Here is a 21224-nt window from a genome sequence, read left to right on the forward strand (position 1 = left end):
GTCAGGCCATAAACCAGGTTTTGAGATCGTCCTTCGTCGTCGACGAATCCTATCATGGGCAGCGTGGCGGTCGAATGGGAAATGGGGGTGCCGGCCGACAACCGATGATCAAGCCCCAACGATCAGGGCCGACCGAATCCGATTGGTAAAAGGGCTGGTTCATCTCACTTGGCGTTCTCGCGAAGCTGCCGGCTGCGCCATTGCCAGGGCTTTTCCACCTGCCCGGCCCACAGTCCCATGCGCTTGCTCTGGGCATAGGCCTCGCCCTTCTGATAGGCCGGCGACAGGCTGGCATACTGAAAGGCCCAGCCGCGCGACACCATCGCCGCCCCCAGATCGACGCCGCGCACACGGCATTCTCCCTTCTTCTCGCCGGTGCGGTCCTGTTCGGTGACGGTGCAGGTCACCTCCTCTCCCTTCACCATATTGGCGAGCACGGCAGTGGCGACCTTGAAGCAGTCCAGCTCGTGGCCGTACCGGTTCTTGCATTTCTGCCCCGGATCCGGCGCATCGATGCCCATCAGCCGGACCGCCGTGCCGTTGATGGTCAGCAGGTCGCCCTCCACCGCCATGGCGGTACCCTTGATGGTCTGGTCCGGCGTGTTGGCGATTGGGCCGCGCCCCTTGGCCGCCTGCCCCTTGGCCGTTTGATTGGTCTGCGCCGCGGCCGGTCCCGCCAGGGCGAGCGACGCCGCCAGCAGCACCGCCCTCAGCATCGCGTCAGAACAGGCTCGGCTGGTCATCGCCCGGCTTGTCCTTCGCCTTGGCCGGAGCGGTCTCCTGCGGCGGATCCAGGCAGGAGCAGTCGTCGTTCCGCACGCTGTTCACCTTCGGCCCCACCGGCACCACGTCCAGCCACTCTTCCGGCGCGGAGCGGATCAGCCCCTCCAGCACCGGCAGCGGGGTCGCCGGATCGAGCCATGCATCCCAGTCGGCGGGGTCGAGCACCACCGGCATGCGGTCGTGCAGGAAGGACAGCGTCGCGTTGGTCGCCGTCGTCACCACCGTCGCGGTTTCCAGAGGCGGATCGAGCGGCGGCGCGCCCTTCGGCCCGCGCCAGCGCTCCCACAATCCGGCCAGTGCGAACAGGCCGCGGTCGCGGCGGCGGATGACGTGGCCCTGCTTGCGCGGCTTCGCCCCCTCCCCCACGCTGGTCCATTCATAGAATCCGTCCAGCGGGACCAGGCACCGGCGCTTGCGGAAGGCATCGCGGAAGGCCGGCTTGTCGGCCACCGATTCGCCGCGCGCGTTGATCATCCGCCCGCCGATGGCGGGATCGTCGGCCCAGGGCGGCACTAGCCCCCAGCGGACCATCGCCAGATGGCGGCCATCCTCCTCGCGACGGATGACGGGGATGTCCTGCGTCGGGGCGATATTCCACCGCGGCATCAGGTTCGGCCGTTCGGGCACGCCGAACAGGCGCTGGACCTCGCTGACCGGGGTGGTGAGAAGCATGCGTCCACACATGCGGTAAAATATGGCTCTTGCCGGTCCGTTCCGCCAGCCGTTTGCCCCAGTTCTCGAGGGTTCAGCCGATAATCCTTGCAGCGGACAACCGTCACCCATGTCGCCCGTCGGGGTTTCCCTGACGCTTAAGCCGGCCTATCTTCGCGGGGCACAACAATCGCATCGAACCGGAAGGCGGGAGTTCACCCATGAAGTTCGGCATCGGACAGGCGGTTCCGCGCACCGAAGACGCCCGGCTGCTGACCGGCGGCGGCCGCTACACCGACGACGTGTCTCTCCCCGGACAGGCCTATGCGGCCTTCGTCCGCTCGCCCCATGCCTTCGCCGCCATCGGCGCCATCGACACATCGGACGCGCTGGCCCAGCCCGGCGTGCTGGCGGTCTACACCATCGCCGATCTCGACGCCGAAAATGTCGGCATGATCCCCTGTCAGGCGGTGCTGAAGCAGCGCGACGGGTCGAACTATGTCCGCACCCCGCGCCCGGCGCTGGTCCGCGGCTTCGCCCGCCATGTCGGCGATCCGGTCGCCATGGTGGTCGCCGAAACGCTGGAGGCCGCGCGCGAGGCCGCCGAACTGGTGATGGTCGACTACGAGGATCGCGAGCCCGTCACCGGCACGCTGGCGGCGCTGGAGCCCGGCCGGCCGCTGGTGTGGGACGAGGCGCCGAACAACCTCTGCTTCGACTGGGATACCGGTGACGAGGCGGCGGTCGAGGCCGCCCTCTCCGGCGCCCACCGCGTGGTGGAGCTGGAACTGGTCAACAACCGCGTCGTCGCCAACCCGATGGAAGGCCGCGCCTGCGTCGCCGGCGTCGAATCGGGTGCCGACGGCGGCCCCGGCCGCCTGCTGATCTACGTCACCAGCCAGGGTGTCCACGGCCTGCAGAAGCAGTTCGCCAAGATCCTGAACGAACCAGAGCAGCGCATCCGCGTGCTGACCACCGACGTCGGCGGCGGCTTCGGCATGAAGCTGTTCAACTACCCGGAATATGTCGCCTGCCTGTTCGCCGCCCGCCGGCTGAACCGCGCGGTCAAATGGGCCGCCGACCGGATCGAGGGCTTCATCAGCGACGACCACGGCCGCGACCATGTCAGCAAGGCGCGGCTGGCGCTCGACGCCGACGGCCATTTCCTGGGCCTGCGGGTCGATACCGTCGCCAATCTCGGCGCCTATCTGTCCAACTACGGTCCCTTCATCCCGACCGATGCCGGATCGGCGATGCTGGTCGGCTCCTATAAGACTCCGGCCGTCTATGTGCGGGTGAAGGGCGTCTTCACCAACACCCAGCCGGTGGACGCCTATCGTGGCGCCGGCCGTCCGGAAGCGGCCTATCTGCTGGAACGGCTGATCGACCATGCCGGCCGTGTCACCGGCCTCGGCCCGGCGGAGATCCGGCGGCGCAACTTCATCCCGCCGACCGCCATGCCCTATGCAACGCCGATGGGGCAGGTCTATGACACCGGCGAGTTCGTCCAGAATCTGGAAGACGGCCTGATCCTCGCCGACATGGCCGGCCTGCCCGCCCGCAAGGCGGAGGCAAAGGCCCGCGGCAAGCTGCGCGGTGCCGGCCTTTCCACCTACATCGAGGCCTGCTCGGGCGGCGGGCCGGAGCAGGCGACCGTCCAGGTCAACGGCGACGGCAAGGTGGTGCTGATGATCGGCACCCAGACCAACGGCCAGGGCCACGAGACCGCCTACAAGCAGATCCTCGCCGACCGGCTGGGCGTCCCGCCTGAAGATGTGGAGGTGGTGCAGGGCGACACCGACCGCGTCAGTTGGGGCGCCGGCACCGGCGGCTCGCGTTCCGTTCCGGTCGGCGGCTCGGCACTGGCGGAGGGTGCGGCCAAGGTGGTGAAGACCGCAACCACGGTCGCCGCCGACCTGCTGGAAACCGCCGAGGTGGACGTGGAGTTCGCCGACGGCCGCTTCACCATCGTCGGCACCGACCGCTCGGTATCGCTGAAGGAGGTGGCGGCCAAGGCGGCGGCCGGCACGGGCGGCATCGCCTTCTCCGAGATGGCGCGCTGGACCCCGCCGGCCAGCACCTTCCCCAACGGCTGCCACATCGCGGAGGTGGAGATCGACCCCGCCACCGGCATCGTCGAGGTGCTGCGCTACAGCGTCGTCGACGATTTCGGCACGGTCATCAATCCGATGCTGGTGATCGGCCAGATCCATGGCGGCGTGGCGCAGGGGCTGGGTCAGGCGCTGCAGGAACGGGTGGTGTTCGATCCCGACAACGGGCAGCTGCTGTCCGGCTCCTTCATGGACTACCAGATGCCGCGGGCGGTCGACATGCCGCCGATCGAGGTGAAGCTGAACAGCGTGCCCAGCACCACCAACATGCTGGGCATGAAGGGCGCCGGCGAGGCCGGGGCCATCGGCGCGCCGCCGGCCATCATCAATGCGGTGGTCGATGCGTTGTCCGACCTCGGCATCACCCACATCGACATGCCGGCGACGCCGGAATCGGTGTGGGCAGCGATCCGCAACGCCGAAACACGCATGGCGGCGGAATAGGGGAAAGTCCTAACCGGAAGGTGTGGCACTTGCCACACCTCCGTCTGATGAAATCCATGGCATTGTTCCTTACCTAAAAGTGCAATTCTGATCCGACAGGGGTAGGGCGATGGCGTTTGGCGACGGTGGATGCGGCGGTCAATGTGCGGACCGCCTCGATCTGGATTTCACGATGGCTTTCCAGCCCATCGTCGATGTCGCCAACGGCGGTGTCTGGGCGCATGAGGCGCTGGTGCGCGGCACTGAGGGGCAGGGTGCCGGCTGGGTGCTGGGCCAGGTGACCGACGCCACCCGCTACGCCTTCGACCAGTCGTGCCGCATCAAGGCGATCGAGCTGGCCTCCTCCCTGCCGATGAACGGCGCCCGCCTGTCCATCAACTTCCTGCCCAACGCCGTCTACAAGGCGGAGGCCTGCATCAAGGCAACGCTGGCCGCCGCCCGCCGCACCGGCTTCCCCACCGACCGCATCATCTTCGAAGTGACGGAGAACGAGCGGGTGGTGGACCACGACCACCTGAAGAGCATCTTCAGCGAATACAAGCGCCAGGGCTTCCTGACCGCCATCGACGATTTCGGCTCCGGCTATTCCGGTCTGAACCTGCTGGCCGAATTCCAGCCGGACATCATCAAGCTGGACATGGAGCTGACCCGCAACATTGACACCGAGCGCGCCCGGCGCAGCATCGTCAAGGCCATCCTGGCGGTGTGCGAGGATCTCGCCATCACCCCCATCGCCGAGGGCATCGAGACGGTCGGCGAGGCCAGGACCCTGCGCGACCTGGGCGTCACCCTGATGCAGGGCTACCTGTTCGCCAAGCCGGCCTTCCAATCCATGGTGACCGACCCGGATACGGCGATGCTGGCGGCCTAGCGGCTGACCGGCGCCGTCATGTAGCTCATCCCGCCGCCATAGCTCGCCAGCTTGGCCTCCAGCGCCGGCCCGCCATCCGTATAGGGTGCGAAGCCGACGCGATCCCAATAGCTCCGCGCGCCCGGCGTCGAGGTCAGCGCCAGCCACCGCCACCCCTCCCGCGCCGCCAGCCCATGGGCATAGCCCAGCACCGCCGCCCCCAGTCCGGTGCCGCGCGCCTCCGGCAGCAGGGCGATGTCGTGCAGGTACAGGCAGTCCGCATCGGCCGGCAACCCGCCCAGCGGCGTGTCGAGCGGCGGCGGCACCCCCAGCTTGCCCGGATGCATGACGCCATAGCCGATGGCCTCGCCGCGGTATTCCGCCACACGACAGCCGGCGGGGTAGAGCGCCAGCCTCTCTTCGAACACGCCGCGCTCTTCCGGATAGTCCGGATGAACGATGTCCGCGATGGCCAGGATCCGATCCAGATCGGCCGCGGTCATAGCACGCCATAGGGCCGATGCGCCGTGGCCGTCCGTCCGTCCGATGTCCGACAATTCCCCGGCCGTCATCCGCCTTCTCCGTTCCACACCCGTTCAAGAGCTTCCGGCCCGCCTTCGGGCAGGATATGCTGACTCTTCATACCATAGGGAGATTACCCCATGCCCGATGCCGCTGTGGCGAGCCTGCTGCCGACGGTCCGCACCATCGCCCACGAGGCCGGTCAGGTCATCCTGCGCTTCTACAACGACGGCATCGACGTCGCCACCAAGGTCGACGGCAGCCCGGTGACGCAGGCCGACCAGGCGGCGGAGGCGGTGATCGTCCCGGCGCTGCACCACCTGCTGCCGGGCGTGCCCGTCGTCGCGGAAGAGGCGATGTCCGCGGGCCACAAGCCCGACATCTCCGGCGGCCGATTCTGGCTGGTCGATCCGCTCGACGGCACCAAGGAATTCATCTCCCGCAATGGCGAGTTCACGGTGAACATCGCCCTGGTCGAGAACGGCGTCCCGGTCCTCGGCGTCGTCTATGCCCCGGCCACCGGCGACATGTACGCCGCGGCCGGCCCCGGCACCGCCGTCCATTGCGCGGAGGGCCGCCACGACCACCCCATCGCCGTCCGCAACCCGCCGGCCGACGGGCTGACCGTCGTCGCCAGCCGTTCCCACGGCAACGGGTCGGTGCTGGACGACTTCCTCGGCAAGTACACGGTCAAGGACCGGGTGTCCTGCGGCAGCTCGCTGAAATTCTGCACGGTGGCGAGCGGCAAGGCCGACCTCTACCCCCGCTTCGGACCGACCAGCGAGTGGGACACCGCCGCCGGCCACGCCGTGCTGATCGGCGCCGGCGGCCGGGTGGAGCAGCCGGACGGCTCGCCGATGGTCTATGGCAAGGACGACATCCTCAACCCGCACTTCGTCGCCTACGGCTGGAAATGACGTCTTCTGTTACGTGCCTGGGTGAGGCGGCGACCGCGGTGCTGACGACCGCGGCGCCGCTGGAGAAAGTGCGCCTGACCCGCCTTCATGCCGCCGCTTGGCGCGACGGCCAGCTGTCGCCCGACGTGCCGGTCCCGCCGCCCGACCGCCCCGCCCGTCCCGACCGGCCGGAGCTGAAGCTGCCGCGCGACATGCCCAAGCGCGGGCGCGGCGGAAGCGCCCAGAACCGCATCGCCCTGCTGCATGCGCTGGCTCATATCGAGCTGAACGCCATCGACCTCGCCTGGGACATCGTCGCTCGATTCGCGCCCCTCGGCCTGCCGAAGGGCTTCACCGACGACTGGATCCAGGTGGCCGATGACGAGGCCCGGCATTTCCAGATGCTGGAAACCCGGCTGAACGCTCTCGGATCCTCCTATGGCGACCTGCCCGCCCATGACGGGCTGTGGCAGGCCGCGACGGAAACCGCGCACGACCTCGCCGCCCGGCTGGCGGTGGTGCCGATGGTGCTGGAGGCGCGCGGCCTGGACGTCACGCCCGACACCGTGCGCCGCCTGCGCGACTTCGGCGATGCCGAGAGCGCCGACCTGCTCCAGACCATCCATGACGAGGAGATCAGCCACGTCGCCGCCGGCCGGCGATGGTTCGTCCATCTCTGCGCCGAGCGCGGAGCCGAGCCGGTTGCCCTGTGGCAGGAGCTTGTCGGCCGCCATTTCCGCGGCGGGCTGAAGCGCCCCTTCAACACCGCCAGCCGCCAGCTTGCCGGCTTCGGCCCGGAATATTACGAGCCGATCACTCCCGAAATTGACCGCAGGCCGGAAACCCGGTAAGGCGCTGGACATCATGGCCGTATACACCGAAGTCACCGACGAGGATCTCAGCACCTTCGCCGCCCAGTACGATCTGGGCGCGGTGCTGTCGTGCAAGGGCATCGCGGAGGGGGTGGAAAATTCCAACTTCCTTCTGGTGACCGAACGCGGACCCTACATCCTGACGCTCTATGAAAAGCGCACGCGGAAGGAGGATCTGCCCTTCTTCCTCGGCCTGATGGAGCATCTGGCGGAGAAGGGCATCGCCTGCCCGCTGCCGGTACCGGGTCGCGACGGCCTGGCCCTGCGCGAGCTGTGCGGCCGCCCGGCGGTGATCGTCACCTTCCTGGCCGGCATGTGGCCGCGCCGGATCATGCCGCAGCATTGCGCTCAGTTGGGCGAGGCGCTGGCCCGCCTGCATCTGGCGGTCGGCGACTTCCGCATGGAACGGCCGAACGCGCTGGCCCTGCCCGGCTGGAAGGATCTGTTCGCCAAGTCCGCCGAACGCGCCGACGAGGTTGCGCCCGGCCTGCGTGCAACGCTGGAGACCGAATTGGCGGCGCTGGAGGCCAACTGGCCGGTCGGCCTGCCGGCCGGTGTCATCCATGCCGACCTGTTCCCGGACAACGTCTTCTTCCGCGGCGACAGTCTGTCCGGCCTGATCGACTTCTATTTCGCCTGCAACGACTTCTTCGTCTACGACGTGGCGATCTGCATCAACGCCTGGTGCTTCGAAATCGACGGGTCCTTCAACGCCACCAAGGCGCGTCTGCTGCTGTCCAACTACCGCAAGGTCCGGCCGCTGTCCCGCGAAGAGCTGGACACCCTGCCCTGGCTCTGCCGCGGCAGCGCCGTACGCTTCCTGCTGACCCGCCTCTATGATTGGCTGAACCACCCGCCGGGCGCCTTCGTGCGGCCGAAGGACCCGCTGGAGTATCTGCGCAAGCTGCGCTTCCACCAGTCGGTCCGCGGCCTGGGCGACTATTTCCTCGACGATTCGGACGTGGGCGGGGCCTGACTGAATGACTGACGCCACCTCACCGACCGAAGCCGGTCTCAAGACAGTCGACATCTTCACCGACGGCGCCTGCAGCGGCAATCCCGGCCCCGGCGGCTGGGGCGCCATCCTGCGCTATGGCGAGGTGGAGAAGGAGCTGTATGGCGGCGAGCCGGCCACCACCAACAACCGCATGGAGTTGATGGCCGCAATCATGGCGCTGGAGGCGTTGAAGAAGCCGGTGACCGTCCGCCTCTTCACCGACAGCGAATATGTGAAGAACGGCATCACCAAGTGGATCCACGGCTGGAAAGCCAAGGGCTGGATGACCGCCGACCGCAAACCGGTGAAGAACGTCGACCTGTGGCAGCGTCTGGAAGAGGCGAAGCGGCAGCACCAGATCGAATTCCACTGGGTCCGCGGCCACGCCGGCCACCCCGAAAACGAACGCGCCGATGAACTGGCGCGCCGTGGCGTGGCCGACGTGCGGAAATCTTCAATTTGAAGAATTAATTTTCCGAAACCGCAGCTATCTCACCGAGTCGACACCCAAAAGCATGATGCAAAGCTGAAAGAGTCTTCGCTGCTATCAGATACTTTGTAAGTGTAAGACTCAGGATGACCGTCCTCGCCATAGCGATAAATGCCGTCTCTTGCCTTTTGATAATCTATACCAAATAGATTGGTGCCGATGTTGTTGGCCCTTGTATCAACCCTCTCCGTCGCGGTCTTTCTATCTCCCCCGCTGTTGGCGATAAGGAAAGCCATACCAACATATTGGATAGAAGAGCTGCTTGGAGATTTATTTAACGCGGATCGCAGTCTCGTCAAATCACTCGCGATTTGTGAATGAGAGTTGATCGTCTTTTTTACTTCAATGGCCCCAATTGGCGAACCAGACGTTCCATAGACGATGATGTCAAAACGACCTGCCGCATTCAGAGCAGAAGGCATCGGTCCACGCCCTAATGCACCAGCTTCACTCATTGAATCTTTTATATTGGCTTCTGGCCTCACCCAACCAACAGATTTCAGTTTTTTCAAGCTGCGATATAATCCCGCCGTCAAAAGATACTCGGGCATTTGATCGCAACTGAACCCGCTGATCAGTTGAAATTCGTTGCAAACCTCTTCTAAGGAATTGTGGACGCACTTGATTAATGCATTCAAAGCCAATGTCATAGAGGGTACTCCCAAAGGATAGCGACGCAATCCTTTGGGAGAAATCCTCAGCTGTCAATCTCGCATTCGAACCAAAGCGGAGAGTCGATGAAAACTCAGAAGTGCTGCTACACCCCTACACTCTCGCTACGAGGTCAAACCTTCTCCAGCACCGCTTCGGCCGAAGACACTTCGAACTTGCCGGGCGCCTCGACGGCGACGTGTGTCACCTTGCCGTCCTCCGCCACCAGGGCGAAGCGCTGGCCGCGGGTGCCCAGGCCGTGGGCGGAACCGTCCATGGTCAGGCCGAGAGCCGTGGTGAAGGTGGCGTTGCCGTCCGGCAGCATCTTCACCTTGTCGCCGACGCCGCCCTTGTCACCCCAGGCGCGCATCACGAAGGGATCGTTGACGGCGAGGCAGATGATGCTGTCCACGCCCTTGGCCTTCAGCGCGTCGGCCTGCTGGACGAAGCCCGGCAGATGCTTGGCGGAGCAGGTCGGGGTGAAGGCGCCGGGGACGGAGAACAGGACGACCTTCTTGCCCTTGAACAGCTCGTCCGTCGTCACTTCCTGCATGCCGTTGTCGGTCAGCCACTTCAGCGTGACGGACGGAATGGTATCGCCAACCTGGATGCTCATCGTCTCTAACCCTTCCGATTTTATGGGTTTGACCCGTTTTCCGGGTTCGGCCGGACCCTCATTGCGGAGCCCGGCCCTGCATCCCTTCTATCCCCCGCGGCGAATGGCCGCAAGGCGCGGTTGGCCCGACTGTCCGCTTGGCATTGGCTGCCAGGCTCACGCCTTCTTCACGAATTCCGACTTCAGGTTCATGGCGCCGATGCCGTCGATCTTGCAGGCGATGTTGTGGCCGTCGGCGCCGTCCGTCAGACGGATGTTCTTCACCTTGGTCCCACCCTTGACCACCAGGGACGATCCCTTGACCTTCAGGTCCTTGATGACCGTGACGCTATCGCCGTCGCTCAGCATGTTGCCGTTGGCGTCGCGCACGCCCTGCCCGGCATCGGCATCCACCGCGGCGGCGGCCGTATCGGGGTTCCATTCATGGCCGCAGTCGGGGCAGTTCCACAGGCTGCCGTCGTTATAGGCGTTCTCGGAGTTGCACTGCAGGCAGTTGATCTGATCGTCCATCATCGTCCTCATGGCGCGGGAGAAGCTCCCGGAGCCGCCCTGTTACCGCAGAATAGCCGCAACGGCCATAGGCCTTTTCCCGATCACGCTCAGGATGACTTGGCCCCCGCCTTCCCCGCCGCCACACCCGCCGCCTTACCCAGGGCCTCCAGCACCGCACTGTCGCTGAGCAGTTCCGGCAGGGCGATGCCGTCCGGCGCGCTGGGGCCGTAGACGATGTTGAAGGGAATGCCGTACCGGCCGTGATCGGACAGGAACTTCGCAATCGTTGCGTCCGGCCGGGTCCAGTCGGCGCGCATCGCCACCACGCCCTTGTCCTCCAGCCGCTCGGCAACTTCGCCGCGGTTCAGGACCAGCTTCTTGTTGGCCTGACAGGTGATGCACCAGTCGGCGGTCACGTCGACGAAGACGGTGCGGCCGGCGGCGACATGGTCGCGGATCGTCGATTCGACGAAGGGCACCCAGCGCGCCTTGCTGTCGCTGACCACCGGCGCCGCGCCGGCCGACGGGCCGACCGCCGCCGGCATGGCGAAGGCGGCTACCGCCAGCACACCGGCCAGCGCCGGGCCGGCGGTCCGCGCCACGCCTCGGGCACTCCGCCCGACCCACAGCGCCAGCACCAGCGCCGCCATCAGCAACCCGACCGTCGCCGCTGCCACCTCGCCGATCTGCGCGGTCAGCACCGACAGCAACCAAACCGCCGTCAGCATCAGCGCGAAGCCCAACACGATCTTCAGCTTCGCCATCCAGCGTCCCGGCCGCGGTAGCCATCCGGCCACCCGCGGCCAAGCCGCCACCGCCAGATAGGGCAGCGCCAGCCCGACACCCAGAGTCGCAAAGATCGCGTAGACCTCCACCGGCCCCTTGGATAGCGCGAATCCCACCGCCGTGCCGAGGAACGGCGCCGAACAGGGCGTCGCCAGAAGGGTTGCGAACATGCCGGTGGCGAACGGCCCGGCCAGCCCGTCGCCGCCCAGCCTGTCGGCCAGCGCGCGCGGCAGCGGCACCTCGAACAGCCCCCACAAATTGGCCGAGAACAGCGTGACCAGCACGACCATGAAGACCAGGAACAGCGGCTGCTGGAACTGGATGCCCCAGCCGACCGCCCCGCCCGCCGCCTTGATGCCGACCAGAACCGAGGCCATCAGCAGGAAGGAGGTGAGGATGCCGGCCGCGCTTGCCAGGAATCCGGCGCGCACCGCGGCGGGCGCCCGTCCGCCATGCTTGACCACCGACATCAGCTTCAGCGACAGCACCGGCAGCACGCAAGGCATCAGGTTCAGAATCAGCCCGCCCAACAGCGCCACCCCGAGCATCGCCGACAGACCGACCCCGCCGGGAGTCGGCGCGGCGGAACCGGCTGATGCCGTGACCGGCGCCTCGACCGCCTTGTCACCGTCGACCAGGGTGAGCGTCATCGCGCGCCCGGCCAGATCCAGCCCGGGCTGCGGGTCGGTCACCGTCAGGGTCAGGCGGACATGGCGGTCATTGTCGGAAAAAACGGTCTTGGGGGGGGAGAAGGTCAGGGCCGGATCGGTCTCGACGAACAGGTCGGGGGTGACGAAGCCGTCGGCGGCGGTCGCCTCCACCTCCAGCGATGCCCCCTTGCCGCGCACGGACTCGATGCGCAGCAGCCCGTTCGGACCCTTCGGCACCAGCGCCTGGGCGCGCGCCACGTCGTTGGCGACCCCGCTGGGCTCCGCCGGCCCGGCCGGCAGTGCAAGCGCGAGGTCCAACGTCTGCGGCACGCAGATCTCCGAACAGACCAGCAGTTCGGCGGTCAGCGCCAGATCGACGGGCTTGCCGGGCGTCGTCGGCGTCCCCTGGATCGGGAACAGCACGGCCGTGTCATATCCCGCCGTCTCGAACCCCAGGACGGAGAAGCGGTGCGGCGCCGGATAGGACAGCGTCGCCTTGCCCAGGTTGCCCGAGCGGCTCCAGTCCAGGCGCGGTGCGAATCCGGCATCGCCGGGGGAGCGCCAATAGGTCTTCCACCCCGGCTCCAGCCGCAATTCCAGCCCCAGCGGCAGCGCCGTCAGGTCGCCGGTGCCGCGCACTGCGGACACCAGCCGCGCCTCGACCGGTCCTGCCTTGGTCCAGGCGCCGATCCCATCCCCTGCCCCGATGTCCTGGGCAAAAGCAGGTATGGCGCCACCGGCGAGCACGGCCAGAAGCAGCAGGAGGGTGACGGCATGTCTTTTCATCGCGCGCACTGTTCTCTTCCCTGGAAGGGGCGCATCGGCGTCCCCGACACCCTATATGATAGCCCATATAATGGTGACAAAGCTCGGCCGGTGCTGTCACACTCCGGTGAAAGCGTCGCCAGAGCGCCAACCACAACCGACCGTAGGGACGGGGGCGGTCTTCCGCACCGAACCGACGACAAGGATAATCGCCCATGCCGCGCCTGACCAAGTCTCCGGACTCCAAGACCACGGAATCGCTGACCGGCCAGCTGCTGATCGCCATGCCCGGAATGGAGGACCCGCGTTTCCAGCGCACGGTCATCTATGTGTGCGCCCACAATGAAGACGGCGCAATGGGTCTGGTGGTGAACCGGCTGTTCGGGTCGATCACGTTCGAGGATTTGCTGGAACAGCTCGACATGGACATCCCGCAGCCGACCCACAATCTGCCGGTGCATTACGGTGGTCCGGTCGAGTCGGGCCGCGGCTTTGTCCTGCACTCCACCGACTATGTCCGCGACGGCACGCTGGTGGTGAACGACGACGTGGCCCTGACCGCCACCATCGACATCCTGCGCGCCATCTCCGAAGACCGCGGCCCGCGCCGCAACCTGCTGCTGCTCGGCTATGCCGGCTGGGGGCCGGGGCAACTGGACGCCGAATTCCAGGCCAACGGCTGGCTGAACGTGCCCTGCGACGAAAAGCTGCTGTTCGACACCGACCTGGACGCCAAGTGGGAACGCGCCATCGGCAAGCTCGGCGTCAGCGTCTCCATGCTGTCGGGCGAGGCCGGGCACGCCTGAGCGCGCCCTATCCCGCCTGACAGTTTACTCCTCCCACCGTGCCGCTGCCGCGTCGTCGCTCTCCTTGGCCTCGACCCAGCGTTCGCCTTCCGGCGTTGCTTCCAGCTTCCAGAAGGGCGCCTTGGTCTTCAGCCAGTCCATCAGGAAACGGCAGGACTCGAAAGCAGCGTCGCGGTGGGCCGAGGCGGTGGCGACCATCACGATGCGGTCCCCCGGCTCCAGCCGGCCGTAACGGTGGATCACCAGCACATCGTCCAGAGGCCAGCGGCGCCGCGCCTCCTCCTCGATGGCTTCCAACTGCTTCTCGGTCATGCCGGGATAATGCTCCAGCGTCATGGCGCTGACGGCAGCGCCGCCGGCGATGTCGCGCACCAGCCCGACGAACATCGCCACCCCGCCGACGCTGGTTCGGCCGGCGGTGAAGGCGGCGTATTCGGAGCCGACGTCGAAATCCTCGGCCTGGACGCGGATCGCCATGCCGTCAGCCCCCCGTCACCGGCGGGAACAGCGCAATCTCGTCGGTCGCGGAGATCGGGTGGTCGTAGGGCACATGCTCCTGGTTCACCGCCACCTTGACCAATTTGCTGTTGGCCAGCGCCTCGGCATGGCGCGGGCTGCGGGTCTTCAGCCATTCGACCAGAGCGCCGGCCGTGGTCACCTCCGCCGGCAACTCCACGGTCTCGGTCGGCACGCCGATCTTGCTGCGCAGCCAGGCGAAATAGAGAATCTTCATCACGCGACCTCTACAGGAATTCTTTGAAAGGCAGGAAATCGACGGTCATGCCGGGTTCGACCCGCGCCAGATCCTCCGGCAACTCGATCAGGCCCTCGGACTCCACCAGTGACGACAGCACACCGGCACCGTCGCGGGGGTATTTCGCCGCAACCAGCGCGCCGTCCTCACCACGGGCCAGCGACCCGCGCAAGAACTCGCGCCGCCCGGGCTTCTTCTTGTGGGCGAAGCTCGCGCGCACCGGGATCGCCCGGGGCGTCTCGTCCGCCGCCCCCATCAGCCGCAGCAGGATCGGCCGGGCGATGCGCAGGAAGGTCACCACCACCGCGACCGGATTGCCCGGCAGCCCGACGAACACGGCGTCGCGCACACGGCCCAGCGCCACCGGCCGGCCCGGCTTGATCGCCAGCCGCCAGAAATCCAGCCGCCCGTTCGCCTCGACCGCCGGCTTGACGTGATCCTCCTCCCCGGTGGACATGCCGCCGGAGGTGATCAGCGCGTCATGGCTCATCGCCGCATCGGCCAGCGCATCTCGGATGGCCTCGAACCGGTCGGGCAGGATGCCGAGGTCGGTGACGGCGCAGCCCAGCCGGGTCAGCAGCGCGATCAGGGCAAAGCGGTTGGCGTCATAGACGGCGCCGGGCTCCAGCGCCTGTCCCGGCTGCCGCAACTCGTCGCCGGTGGAGAAAACCGCCACCCGCAGCCGGCTGCGCACCTGCAGCACCGCATGGCCCAGCGAAGCCGCAAGCGCGATGTCCTCCGGCCGCAAGCGCCGCCCGGCGGCCAGCACCACCGACCCCTCGCGCACGTCCTCACCAGCCAGTCGCCGATTGACGCCGCGGCGGATGCCCGCCGGCAGGGTGACGGTGGTACCGTCGCTGCGGCATTCCTCCTGCATGAACACCGTGTCCATGCCCGCGGGCATCGGCGCGCCGGTGAAGATGCGCACCGCCTCGCCGCGCACCGCCGGCCGGCCCAGCCACTGCCCGGCGGCCACCCGCGCCGTCACCGGCAGCATTGTCGGCCCGTCGGCGGCGAGATCGTCGAAGAACACGGCGTAGCCGTCCACCGCGGCATTGTCGTGCGGCGGCACGTTGAAGGGCGCCACCAGATCGGCGGCCAGCACCCGGCCAAGCGCAGCGGACAGTGGCACGGTCTCCGTCGCCGTCACCGGCCCGACCCGTCCAGCCAGCAGTGCCAGCGCCGGCTCCACCGCCATCATCGGCCCGCCGAAGGCGAAGCAATCATTGTCGAGTTGCACCATGGTCGCCACTCTAGTCCGCCGCGGCGTCCGCTGCGAAGAGGGAAAAGGCGTCCTTTCCGGGACGTGGCATTCAGCCGCCGAACAGCCTGGGAATCTCCTCCACCCGCGTCAGCAGCCGGTCCGGCCGCCGCGCCGCCAGCGCATCCTCGCGCGCATAACCCCAGGCGACTGCGGCACAGCCCATGCCCAGCGCCCGCGCGGCGTCGATGTCGCGCACCTCGTCGCCGATGCCGATGGCAAGCTCCGCCGGAACGCCGGCCTTGCGCAGCAACTTGCGGAACTTCGCCGCCTTGCCGAACAGCGAGGCGCCGCAGCCGTAATGCGCCACCCGCCCGGCCGCCTCCGATCCCAGGATGCTGCGGATGTTCTCCACCGAGTTCGAGCTGACGATGGCGACGGTCACGCCGCTGTCGTGCAATGCCCGCAGCATCTCCGGCACGCCGTCGAACAGCCGGATGCCGTCGATGTCGCGCGCCATCAGCTGCCGCATGTGGTTGGCGATGAAGGGCAGCTTCCAGTTCGGCACCCGCAGGTGCCGCATGATCTGCCGCGCGTCATAGCCGCGCAACCGCTCCACCTCGTCCGCCTGCACGCGGTTGAAGCCATAGCGGTCGGCGACACCGTTCAAGACGCCGATGAACCAGGGAAACGAGTCGGCCAGCGTCCCGTCGAAATCGAAGACGGCGAGCCGATAACCGCGGCGATCGAGCGTCCGCGGCATGCGAGAAGGTGCGGTGTCCATGATGTCCTGTGATGCCTGATAGATGCGATCCAATGGACCGTCATTCTTAGCATCATGGCGAAGAGGATTGACACCCCTCTTCAAAGTCATAGATCACGCGACTTCCGCTCTCCCGATAAGTTCCACAGTACCATAGGCACACACGGAAGGGCGGAGCTGGATTGTGAATTCGTCGTTGAAAGGCGACGTAGACACCATTGCGGCGTCGGATCAGCATCGTCCCTTCTTCGGCACCATGCTGCAAATGATCGGTGGGATCGACCGGCTTTTGCCGCAAAGACTCTTCGATCTCATCGACAATATGATTGAGTGAGGCCGGCAATGCAGAACGTTCGAGCGAAAAATCCCGCCCATAATCGATTACGGCCGCAGCCTGCGCTTTGGAGGAACTGGGTCGCCAAGCCACGATCGATCAACCCTTTGGGCTTCGCGTCCAATATGAATCCCCCATCGCCGCAGCATTCGCTGCGAGGCGCGTCATCAGCTCTTGAAATTTCTGTTGCTGACGGCGCGTCCGCTCCGCCTCCGCCTCAGGCGTAAGGTCGGCTTCCTCGGAGACGCGCGGCTTGTTCGTCGGTTCCATGACCAACTCCAGCATGGCTGCGCTACCTCCAATGTTCGTCTGAATGGGGTGAGAGTCAACCGTGGCTGACCCTTATTCAGACGAAAGCAATAACCTGAAGTCGTCCGCGGGTAAAGGAAAATGTCCGAATTTGAGAATCGTGTACGCGGAAACACTCGCGCCGGATGCACTCACCCCAACCCGCACCGCTCCACCACGAACGCCGCAACCGCCTCGGCGTCGTTCAGGTCCAGCACCGGCACCGGGCAGCCCGGCACCGCGCCGTCGCTGGCGACCGCGACGATGGTGGGATCGTCGGGCGCGATCAGCGCCTTGTCCACCTCGGCCCGCCAGACCTCGATCTTCTCGTGGCGGTCGCGCTTGAAGCCCTCGACCAGCAGCAGGTCGACCGGCGCCACCTTGCCGATCAGCTGCTCAAGCGTCAGCTCCGGCTCGCCGTCGCGCAGCTCGTGCATCAGCGCCCAGCGCCGGGGGGAGCTTACCAGCACCTCCGTGGCGCCGGCCAGGCGATGGTTGTGGCTGTCCTTGCCGGGATGGTCGATGTCGAAGCCCTTGTGGGCATGCTTGACCGTCGACACGCGCAAGCCGCGCGCCGTCAGCGCCGGAATCAGCCGCACCATCAGCGAGGTCTTGCCGCTGCCGCTCCAGCCGGTCAGCCCAAAGATTTTCATGTCGGAAACTTTCAACCGGCGCTGCGGGCGGAACGGGCGGCGCCGGGCTTCGCCGGCTGCTCGGCCATCATATGGGTCAGTCCGGCGCGCATGTAATCCCACCCGGTGTAGAAGGTCAGAGCCGCGGCGATCCACAGCCCAACCGTGCCGATGAAGGTCACCGGCAGTTCCGCCGGACCATAATCGCCGACGATCAGGAAGCCCAGCGCGATCATCTGGATCGTCGTCTTCCATTTCGCCAGCCAGGTTACCGGCACGCCGACATGCAGCCCGGCCAGATACTCGCGCAGCCCCGACACCAGCACTTCACGCAGCAGGATCACCACCGCCGGCAGGATCGACAGGCCGGTCAGCCGGTGGAACCCCGCCAGCATGATGAGGGTCGCCGCCACCAGCAGCTTGTCGGCGATGGGATCCAGGAACTTGCCGATCACGCTTTCCTGCGCCCAGGCCCGCGCCAGATAGCCGTCGAACCAATCGGTGATGCAGGCGGCGGCATAGAGCGAGCACGCGGTATAGGCCGCCCAGGCCTCCGGCACATAGAACAGCCCGACCACCAGCGGGATCACCGCGATTCGCGACAGGGTCAGCAGGTTGGGCAGGCTGGTCAGCATGACGGAAAACTCGAACCGCTGGAGGATGTCCCCGCTCGGCACCCGTGAGAGCGCCGGCTGGTTTGTTGTGCCCGCATTCTAACCATCGGGATGGAAGTGATCGTATATCTTTTTCGCAACCGTGCGATTGATCCCTTCCACCGCCTCCAAATCGGCGAGCCCGGCGCGCGCCACCGCCGCCCCGCTGCCGAAGTGATGCAGCAGAGCCTTCTTGCGGGCGGGACCGATGCCGGCGATCTCGTCGATCGGCGATTTGCCGATGGCCTTGGTCCGCTTGGCCCGGTGGGTGCCGATGGCGAAGCGGTGGGCCTCGTCGCGCAGCCGCTGCAGGAAATACAGCACCGGGTCGCGCGGCTCCATCTGAAAGGGCGGGCGGTTCTCCATGAAGAAATGTTCACGCCCGGCGTCGCGGTCCGGCCCCTTGGCGATGCCGACCAGCGTCACGTCGTCGATGCCCAGTTCCGCGAACACCTCCAGCGCGACGTTCAACTGTCCCAGACCGCCGTCGATCAGCACCAGATCGGGCCACGTCCCCAGGCTGCGTTCCGGATCCTCCTTCACCGCCCGGCCGAATCGGCGGGTCAGCACCTCGCGCATCATGGCGAAGTCGTCGCCGGCCGCCCCCTGCTCGCGAATGTTGAACTTGCGGTAGGCGTTCTTGATGAAGCCCTCCGGCCCGGCGACGATCATCGCGCCGATGGCGTGCGCCCCCTGGATGTGGGAGTTGTCGTAGACCTCGACCCGCTCCGGCGGTCCGTCCATGCCGAAGGCGGCGGCCACCCCCTCCAGCAGCCGCGCCTGGCTGGAGCTTTCGGCCAGCCGGCGCCCATGCGCCTCGCGCGCGTTGGTCAGCGCATGCTCGACGATTCGCCGCTTCTCGCCGCGCTTCGGCTCCGCCAGTTCGACCTTGTGCCCGGCGCGCACGGCCAGCGCCTCGCTCAGCAGCTCCAGCTCCGGCAGGGCGTGGCTGACCAGCACCAGCGGCGGCGCCGCCTTGTTCTCATAGAACTGGGCGATGAAGGCGGCCAGCACCTCCTCGGTCTCCGCCGCCTTGTCATGGCTGGGGAAATAGGCGCGGTTGCCGTAGTTGCGCCCGCCGCGGAAGAAGAAGACCTGGATGCAGGTCACCCCGCCCTCGGCATAGGCGGCGATGACGTCGGCATCCTCCACCACCCCCTCGACATTGATGTCCTGGTGGGCCTGGATCGCGGTCAGCGCGCGGATACGGTCGCGGTAGCGCGCCGCCGTCTCGAAATCCATGGCGTCGGAGGCGGCCATCATCCGGTCGGCGAATTCCGTCTGGATGTCGCGGCTCTTGCCCGACAGGAAGGCGCGGGCCTGACCGACCTGCGCCTGATACTCCGCCGGGCTGACGCGGCCGACGCAGGGCGCGGTGCAGCGCTTGATCTGGTATTGCAGGCAGGGCCGGGTGCGGCTGGCGAACACCGTGTCGGCGCAGTTGCGCAGCAGGAAGGCGCGCTGCAGCGCCGTGATCGTCCGGTTGACCGCCCCGGCGGAAGCGAAAGGACCGAAATAGTCGGCATCGCGCCCGCGCGCGCCACGGTGCTTGGTCAGCTGCGGATAGTCGTGGTCCCTGGTAATCATGATGTGCGGAAAGGTCTTGTCGTCCCGCAACAGCACGTTGTACCGAGGCATCAGCTTCTTGATCAGGTTCGATTCGAGAAGCAGCGCCTCCACCTCGGTGTGGGTGTTGACGAACTCCATCGTCTCGGTCTCCGCGACCATGCGCTGGAGCCTGACCGGCAGCTTTCCGACCTGGGTGTAGTTGGTCACCCGGCGCTTCAGGTTGCGCGCCTTGCCGACATACAGGACCGCCCCGTCACCCGCCAGCATGCGGTAGACGCCCGGTGTCTGCGGCAGGGTCTTCAAATGCTCACGAATGATCTCGACGCCCCGGTTGATGTCGGCCGGCCGCCGTTTCGGACGCGCGGCAACGTCCTCACCGCCCGAGGCATCGGCGTCGGAAGAGGAAACCAGGGGCTCTGAGGAATGCGTTTCGGACATGACCAGAATGTCGTCGAGCGGCCGTCGCGGGTCAACTGTTGGGCACGCGAAGGACGCATGCGGAGCGACTCGCCCCTCCGGAAGAATATCCACGAAACCTGTGGATAAGTTTGTCGATAACGACGGGGGTAGCCCATCCGGAGCTAGGCGCCACAACGGGTCGCATGCTTCCGCCTATTTTTTAGGCATTTTCATTAAGCCGTTGATTTCCTTAGGTCAGGTCCGAGTCAAGGGCGGGAATTGACGCGCGGCCACAAAATTGTCTCGGGGCTACAGGCGCCTCTTGCGCGGGGTGGGGCACCTGTGTAAAACGCGCGGTCATTTTCGCCGCACCGCACCCGCCCCGCCGGCCGCAAGGCTCCGGACGGACGTGCCTTTCCCTGTTTAAGGATTGCAATCCGCCGCTATTCGTTGGGCACGAAGCCATGCGCCGGCTGCGCCCATCCCAGATGCTCCCCACCGTCCAGCGCGATCATCTGGCCGGTCATCGCCGGGGCGGCGATCAGGAAGCGGATGGCGGCGCAGATCTCCTCCGGCGTGGTGCCGCGATGCAGCGGGGTCGAGTCCCACTGGGCGGCGAACTCCTCCACCGTCTGGCGGTCGTTGCGCAGCGTCGGACCGGGTCCGATGCCGTTGACCCGGATGCGCGGGGCCAGCGCCAGCGCCATTGTCCGGGTCAGCGCCCACAGCCCCATCTTCGACAGGGTATAGGACACGAAGTGCGGAGTCGGATTCCACACGCGCTGATCGATGATGTTGACGATCAGCCCACGCTCGCCCTCCGGCAACCGCGACGCGAAATCCTGCGACAGCACGAAGGGAGCCCGCAGGTTCGCCTCCATATGCGCGTCCCACGATTCGCGTGTGACGTCGGCCATCTCGTCGCGTTCGAAGCGGGAGGCGTTGTTAACCAGCAGTGTCAGCGGACCGAGCCGCTCCGTCACCGCCGGCACCAGCGTCTTCACCTCCGCCTCACGGTCGAGGTCGGCGGCGAAGGCCATGGCACGGCCGCCCGCCCGCTCGATCTCGGCGACGACGGCATCGGCCTCCTCTCGGGAGCTACGGTAATGGACGGCGACGTCCCACCCCTGCCCCGCAAGATCGAGCGCGATGGCCCGCCCGATGCGCTTGCCGGCCCCTGTGACCAGGGCCGTTTTCCTCTTGATCTCGACCATGGCGCCATAGGTACCTTGCCACCGTCGCGGGTCAA

General features: G+C 66.7%; 24 protein-coding genes. 8 read left to right on the plus strand and 16 right to left on the minus strand.

Going from position 1 to position 21224, the window contains the following annotated elements; genetic code table 11:
- Positions 1-164 precede the first annotated feature (164 nt).
- Together ACCD06_RS10215 and ACCD06_RS10220 are read right to left on the minus strand one after the other, a co-directional pair.
- Positions 165-743, minus strand: a complete 579-nt coding sequence (locus ACCD06_RS10215; RefSeq protein WP_413340444.1) for a thermonuclease family protein — start codon at positions 741-743, stop codon at positions 165-167.
- The gene (locus ACCD06_RS10220; RefSeq protein ID WP_413340446.1) at positions 721-1455 is read right to left on the minus strand and encodes an SOS response-associated peptidase; all 735 of its coding nucleotides are present in this window, start codon (positions 1453-1455) and stop codon (positions 721-723) included. The genes ACCD06_RS10215 and ACCD06_RS10220 overlap by 23 nt, the downstream gene beginning before the upstream one ends.
- 200 nt (positions 1456-1655) lie before the next feature.
- Between ACCD06_RS10220 and ACCD06_RS10225 the strand changes: the two genes are divergently transcribed.
- Both ACCD06_RS10225 and ACCD06_RS10230 read left to right on the plus strand, forming a co-directional pair.
- Entirely contained in the window at positions 1656-3989 is a 2334-nt protein-coding gene (locus ACCD06_RS10225) for a xanthine dehydrogenase family protein molybdopterin-binding subunit (RefSeq protein WP_413340448.1), read from the plus strand.
- A 172-nt stretch (positions 3990-4161) separates the two neighbouring features.
- Positions 4162-4860, plus strand: a complete 699-nt coding sequence (locus ACCD06_RS10230; RefSeq protein ID WP_247871363.1) for an EAL domain-containing protein — start codon at positions 4162-4164, stop codon at positions 4858-4860.
- On the opposite strand, the gene ACCD06_RS10235 is transcribed toward ACCD06_RS10230, so the two are convergent.
- Positions 4857-5411 (minus strand): GNAT family N-acetyltransferase, encoded by a 555-nt coding sequence (locus ACCD06_RS10235; RefSeq protein WP_413340450.1) that lies wholly within the window; start codon positions 5409-5411, stop codon positions 4857-4859. The genes ACCD06_RS10230 and ACCD06_RS10235 overlap by 4 nt on opposite strands.
- Positions 5412-5501: 90 nt before the next feature.
- On the opposite strand from ACCD06_RS10235, the gene cysQ reads away from it, so the two are divergent.
- From cysQ to rnhA, 4 genes are read left to right on the plus strand one after another with little or no spacing between them, the layout of a single operon-like run.
- The gene (gene cysQ / locus ACCD06_RS10240) at positions 5502-6278 is read left to right on the plus strand and encodes a 3'(2'),5'-bisphosphate nucleotidase CysQ (protein WP_413340452.1); all 777 of its coding nucleotides are present in this window, start codon (positions 5502-5504) and stop codon (positions 6276-6278) included.
- Positions 6275-7108 carry a ferritin-like domain-containing protein gene (locus tag ACCD06_RS10245; protein ID WP_413340454.1) on the plus strand — a complete coding sequence of 278 codons (834 nt, stop codon included), beginning with the start codon at positions 6275-6277 and terminating at the stop codon, positions 7106-7108. The genes cysQ and ACCD06_RS10245 overlap by 4 nt, the downstream gene beginning before the upstream one ends.
- Positions 7109-7121: 13 nt before the next feature.
- Positions 7122-8105 (plus strand): homoserine kinase, encoded by a 984-nt coding sequence (locus ACCD06_RS10250; protein WP_413340456.1) that lies wholly within the window; start codon positions 7122-7124, stop codon positions 8103-8105.
- A 4-nt stretch (positions 8106-8109) separates the two neighbouring features.
- Entirely contained in the window at positions 8110-8589 is a 480-nt protein-coding gene (rnhA, locus tag ACCD06_RS10255; RefSeq protein ID WP_413340458.1) for a ribonuclease HI, read from the plus strand.
- Between the two features lie 29 nt (positions 8590-8618).
- Here the strand turns inward: rnhA and ACCD06_RS10260 are convergent, their stop codons facing one another.
- The 4 genes from ACCD06_RS10260 to ACCD06_RS10275 form a co-directional block, all read right to left on the minus strand.
- Positions 8619-9266 (minus strand): hypothetical protein, encoded by a 648-nt coding sequence (locus tag ACCD06_RS10260; protein WP_413340460.1) that lies wholly within the window; start codon positions 9264-9266, stop codon positions 8619-8621.
- 134 nt (positions 9267-9400) lie between these two features.
- Entirely contained in the window at positions 9401-9883 is a 483-nt protein-coding gene (locus ACCD06_RS10265) for a peroxiredoxin (RefSeq protein ID WP_085089463.1), read from the minus strand.
- Positions 9884-10039: 156 nt separating this feature from the next.
- Entirely contained in the window at positions 10040-10405 is a 366-nt protein-coding gene (locus ACCD06_RS10270; RefSeq protein WP_413340462.1) for a zinc ribbon domain-containing protein YjdM, read from the minus strand.
- Between the two features lie 77 nt (positions 10406-10482).
- Complete coding sequence (locus tag ACCD06_RS10275; RefSeq protein WP_413340464.1) at positions 10483-12597, minus strand: protein-disulfide reductase DsbD family protein; 2115 nt, start codon at positions 12595-12597, stop codon at positions 10483-10485.
- A gap of 194 nt (positions 12598-12791) precedes the next feature.
- On the opposite strand from ACCD06_RS10275, the gene ACCD06_RS10280 reads away from it, so the two are divergent.
- Positions 12792-13382: a YqgE/AlgH family protein gene (locus ACCD06_RS10280; RefSeq protein ID WP_085089466.1), complete on the plus strand. Its 591-nt coding sequence runs from the start codon at positions 12792-12794 to the stop codon at positions 13380-13382.
- Positions 13383-13406: 24 nt separating this feature from the next.
- Here the strand turns inward: ACCD06_RS10280 and moaE are convergent, their stop codons facing one another.
- The 4 genes from moaE to ACCD06_RS10300 all read right to left on the minus strand — a co-directional run bounded on the left by moaE (position 13407) and on the right by ACCD06_RS10300 (position 16121).
- On the minus strand, positions 13407-13859 hold the full coding sequence (gene moaE / locus ACCD06_RS10285; protein WP_413340466.1) for a molybdopterin synthase catalytic subunit MoaE: 453 nt from the start codon (positions 13857-13859) through the stop codon (positions 13407-13409).
- Between the two features lie 4 nt (positions 13860-13863).
- Positions 13864-14115 carry a molybdopterin converting factor subunit 1 gene (gene moaD / locus ACCD06_RS10290; RefSeq protein ID WP_109075411.1) on the minus strand — a complete coding sequence of 84 codons (252 nt, stop codon included), beginning with the start codon at positions 14113-14115 and terminating at the stop codon, positions 13864-13866.
- Between the two features lie 10 nt (positions 14116-14125).
- Complete coding sequence (glp, locus tag ACCD06_RS10295) at positions 14126-15379, minus strand: gephyrin-like molybdotransferase Glp (protein WP_413342480.1); 1254 nt, start codon at positions 15377-15379, stop codon at positions 14126-14128.
- Positions 15380-15449: 70 nt separating this feature from the next.
- Positions 15450-16121 (minus strand): HAD hydrolase-like protein, encoded by a 672-nt coding sequence (locus ACCD06_RS10300; RefSeq protein ID WP_413340469.1) that lies wholly within the window; start codon positions 16119-16121, stop codon positions 15450-15452.
- Positions 16122-16284: 163 nt separating this feature from the next.
- Here ACCD06_RS10300 and ACCD06_RS10305 point away from each other — a divergent pair, with 163 nt between their 5' ends.
- Positions 16285-16434 carry a hypothetical protein gene (locus tag ACCD06_RS10305; protein WP_413340470.1) on the plus strand — a complete coding sequence of 50 codons (150 nt, stop codon included), beginning with the start codon at positions 16285-16287 and terminating at the stop codon, positions 16432-16434.
- Between the two features lie 99 nt (positions 16435-16533).
- On the opposite strand, the gene ACCD06_RS10310 is transcribed toward ACCD06_RS10305, so the two are convergent.
- From ACCD06_RS10310 to ACCD06_RS10330, 5 genes are all read right to left on the minus strand, one after another.
- Complete coding sequence (locus ACCD06_RS10310) at positions 16534-16719, minus strand: hypothetical protein (protein WP_413340472.1); 186 nt, start codon at positions 16717-16719, stop codon at positions 16534-16536.
- Positions 16720-16874: 155 nt separating this feature from the next.
- Complete coding sequence (gene mobB, locus ACCD06_RS10315) at positions 16875-17375, minus strand: molybdopterin-guanine dinucleotide biosynthesis protein B (protein ID WP_413340474.1); 501 nt, start codon at positions 17373-17375, stop codon at positions 16875-16877.
- A gap of 11 nt (positions 17376-17386) precedes the next feature.
- On the minus strand, positions 17387-17989 hold the full coding sequence (gene pgsA / locus ACCD06_RS10320; protein WP_109075407.1) for a CDP-diacylglycerol--glycerol-3-phosphate 3-phosphatidyltransferase: 603 nt from the start codon (positions 17987-17989) through the stop codon (positions 17387-17389).
- A 78-nt stretch (positions 17990-18067) separates the two neighbouring features.
- The gene (gene uvrC, locus ACCD06_RS10325; RefSeq protein ID WP_413340476.1) at positions 18068-20014 is read right to left on the minus strand and encodes an excinuclease ABC subunit UvrC; all 1947 of its coding nucleotides are present in this window, start codon (positions 20012-20014) and stop codon (positions 18068-18070) included.
- Positions 20015-20418: 404 nt separating this feature from the next.
- Positions 20419-21189 (minus strand): SDR family oxidoreductase, encoded by a 771-nt coding sequence (locus tag ACCD06_RS10330; protein WP_109075405.1) that lies wholly within the window; start codon positions 21187-21189, stop codon positions 20419-20421.
- Between the last annotated feature and the right edge of the window lie 35 nt (positions 21190-21224).

This window comes from Azospirillum sp. CT11-132, assembly GCF_047302835.1.
Lineage (GTDB): Bacteria > Pseudomonadota > Alphaproteobacteria > Azospirillales > Azospirillaceae > Azospirillum.

Coding starts and splice junctions, on each gene's coding strand:
- moaE (WP_413340466.1), bottom strand. CDS start 13,859: ATGGCGATCCGCGTCCAGGCCGAGGATTTCGACGTCGGCTCCGAATAC.
- rnhA (WP_413340458.1), top strand. CDS start 8,110: ATGACTGACGCCACCTCACCGACCGAAGCCGGTCTCAAGACAGTCGAC.
- ACCD06_RS10225 (WP_413340448.1), top strand. CDS start 1,656: ATGAAGTTCGGCATCGGACAGGCGGTTCCGCGCACCGAAGACGCCCGG.
- mobB (WP_413340474.1), bottom strand. CDS start 17,375: ATGAAAATCTTTGGGCTGACCGGCTGGAGCGGCAGCGGCAAGACCTCG.
- moaD (WP_109075411.1), bottom strand. CDS start 14,115: ATGAAGATTCTCTATTTCGCCTGGCTGCGCAGCAAGATCGGCGTGCCG.
- ACCD06_RS10250 (WP_413340456.1), top strand. CDS start 7,122: ATGGCCGTATACACCGAAGTCACCGACGAGGATCTCAGCACCTTCGCC.
- ACCD06_RS10220 (WP_413340446.1), bottom strand. CDS start 1,455: ATGCTTCTCACCACCCCGGTCAGCGAGGTCCAGCGCCTGTTCGGCGTG.
- ACCD06_RS10280 (WP_085089466.1), top strand. CDS start 12,792: ATGCCGCGCCTGACCAAGTCTCCGGACTCCAAGACCACGGAATCGCTG.
- ACCD06_RS10245 (WP_413340454.1), top strand. CDS start 6,275: ATGACGTCTTCTGTTACGTGCCTGGGTGAGGCGGCGACCGCGGTGCTG.
- ACCD06_RS10310 (WP_413340472.1), bottom strand. CDS start 16,719: ATGCTGGAGTTGGTCATGGAACCGACGAACAAGCCGCGCGTCTCCGAG.
- cysQ (WP_413340452.1), top strand. CDS start 5,502: ATGCCCGATGCCGCTGTGGCGAGCCTGCTGCCGACGGTCCGCACCATC.
- uvrC (WP_413340476.1), bottom strand. CDS start 20,014: ATGTCCGAAACGCATTCCTCAGAGCCCCTGGTTTCCTCTTCCGACGCC.
- ACCD06_RS10330 (WP_109075405.1), bottom strand. CDS start 21,189: ATGGTCGAGATCAAGAGGAAAACGGCCCTGGTCACAGGGGCCGGCAAG.
- ACCD06_RS10275 (WP_413340464.1), bottom strand. CDS start 12,597: ATGAAAAGACATGCCGTCACCCTCCTGCTGCTTCTGGCCGTGCTCGCC.
- glp (WP_413342480.1), bottom strand. CDS start 15,379: ATGGTGCAACTCGACAATGATTGCTTCGCCTTCGGCGGGCCGATGATG.
- ACCD06_RS10270 (WP_413340462.1), bottom strand. CDS start 10,405: ATGAGGACGATGATGGACGATCAGATCAACTGCCTGCAGTGCAACTCC.
- ACCD06_RS10260 (WP_413340460.1), bottom strand. CDS start 9,266: ATGACATTGGCTTTGAATGCATTAATCAAGTGCGTCCACAATTCCTTA.
- ACCD06_RS10230 (WP_247871363.1), top strand. CDS start 4,162: ATGGCTTTCCAGCCCATCGTCGATGTCGCCAACGGCGGTGTCTGGGCG.
- ACCD06_RS10235 (WP_413340450.1), bottom strand. CDS start 5,411: ATGACGGCCGGGGAATTGTCGGACATCGGACGGACGGACGGCCACGGC.
- ACCD06_RS10265 (WP_085089463.1), bottom strand. CDS start 9,883: ATGAGCATCCAGGTTGGCGATACCATTCCGTCCGTCACGCTGAAGTGG.
- pgsA (WP_109075407.1), bottom strand. CDS start 17,989: ATGCTGACCAGCCTGCCCAACCTGCTGACCCTGTCGCGAATCGCGGTG.
- ACCD06_RS10300 (WP_413340469.1), bottom strand. CDS start 16,121: ATGGACACCGCACCTTCTCGCATGCCGCGGACGCTCGATCGCCGCGGT.
- ACCD06_RS10215 (WP_413340444.1), bottom strand. CDS start 743: ATGACCAGCCGAGCCTGTTCTGACGCGATGCTGAGGGCGGTGCTGCTG.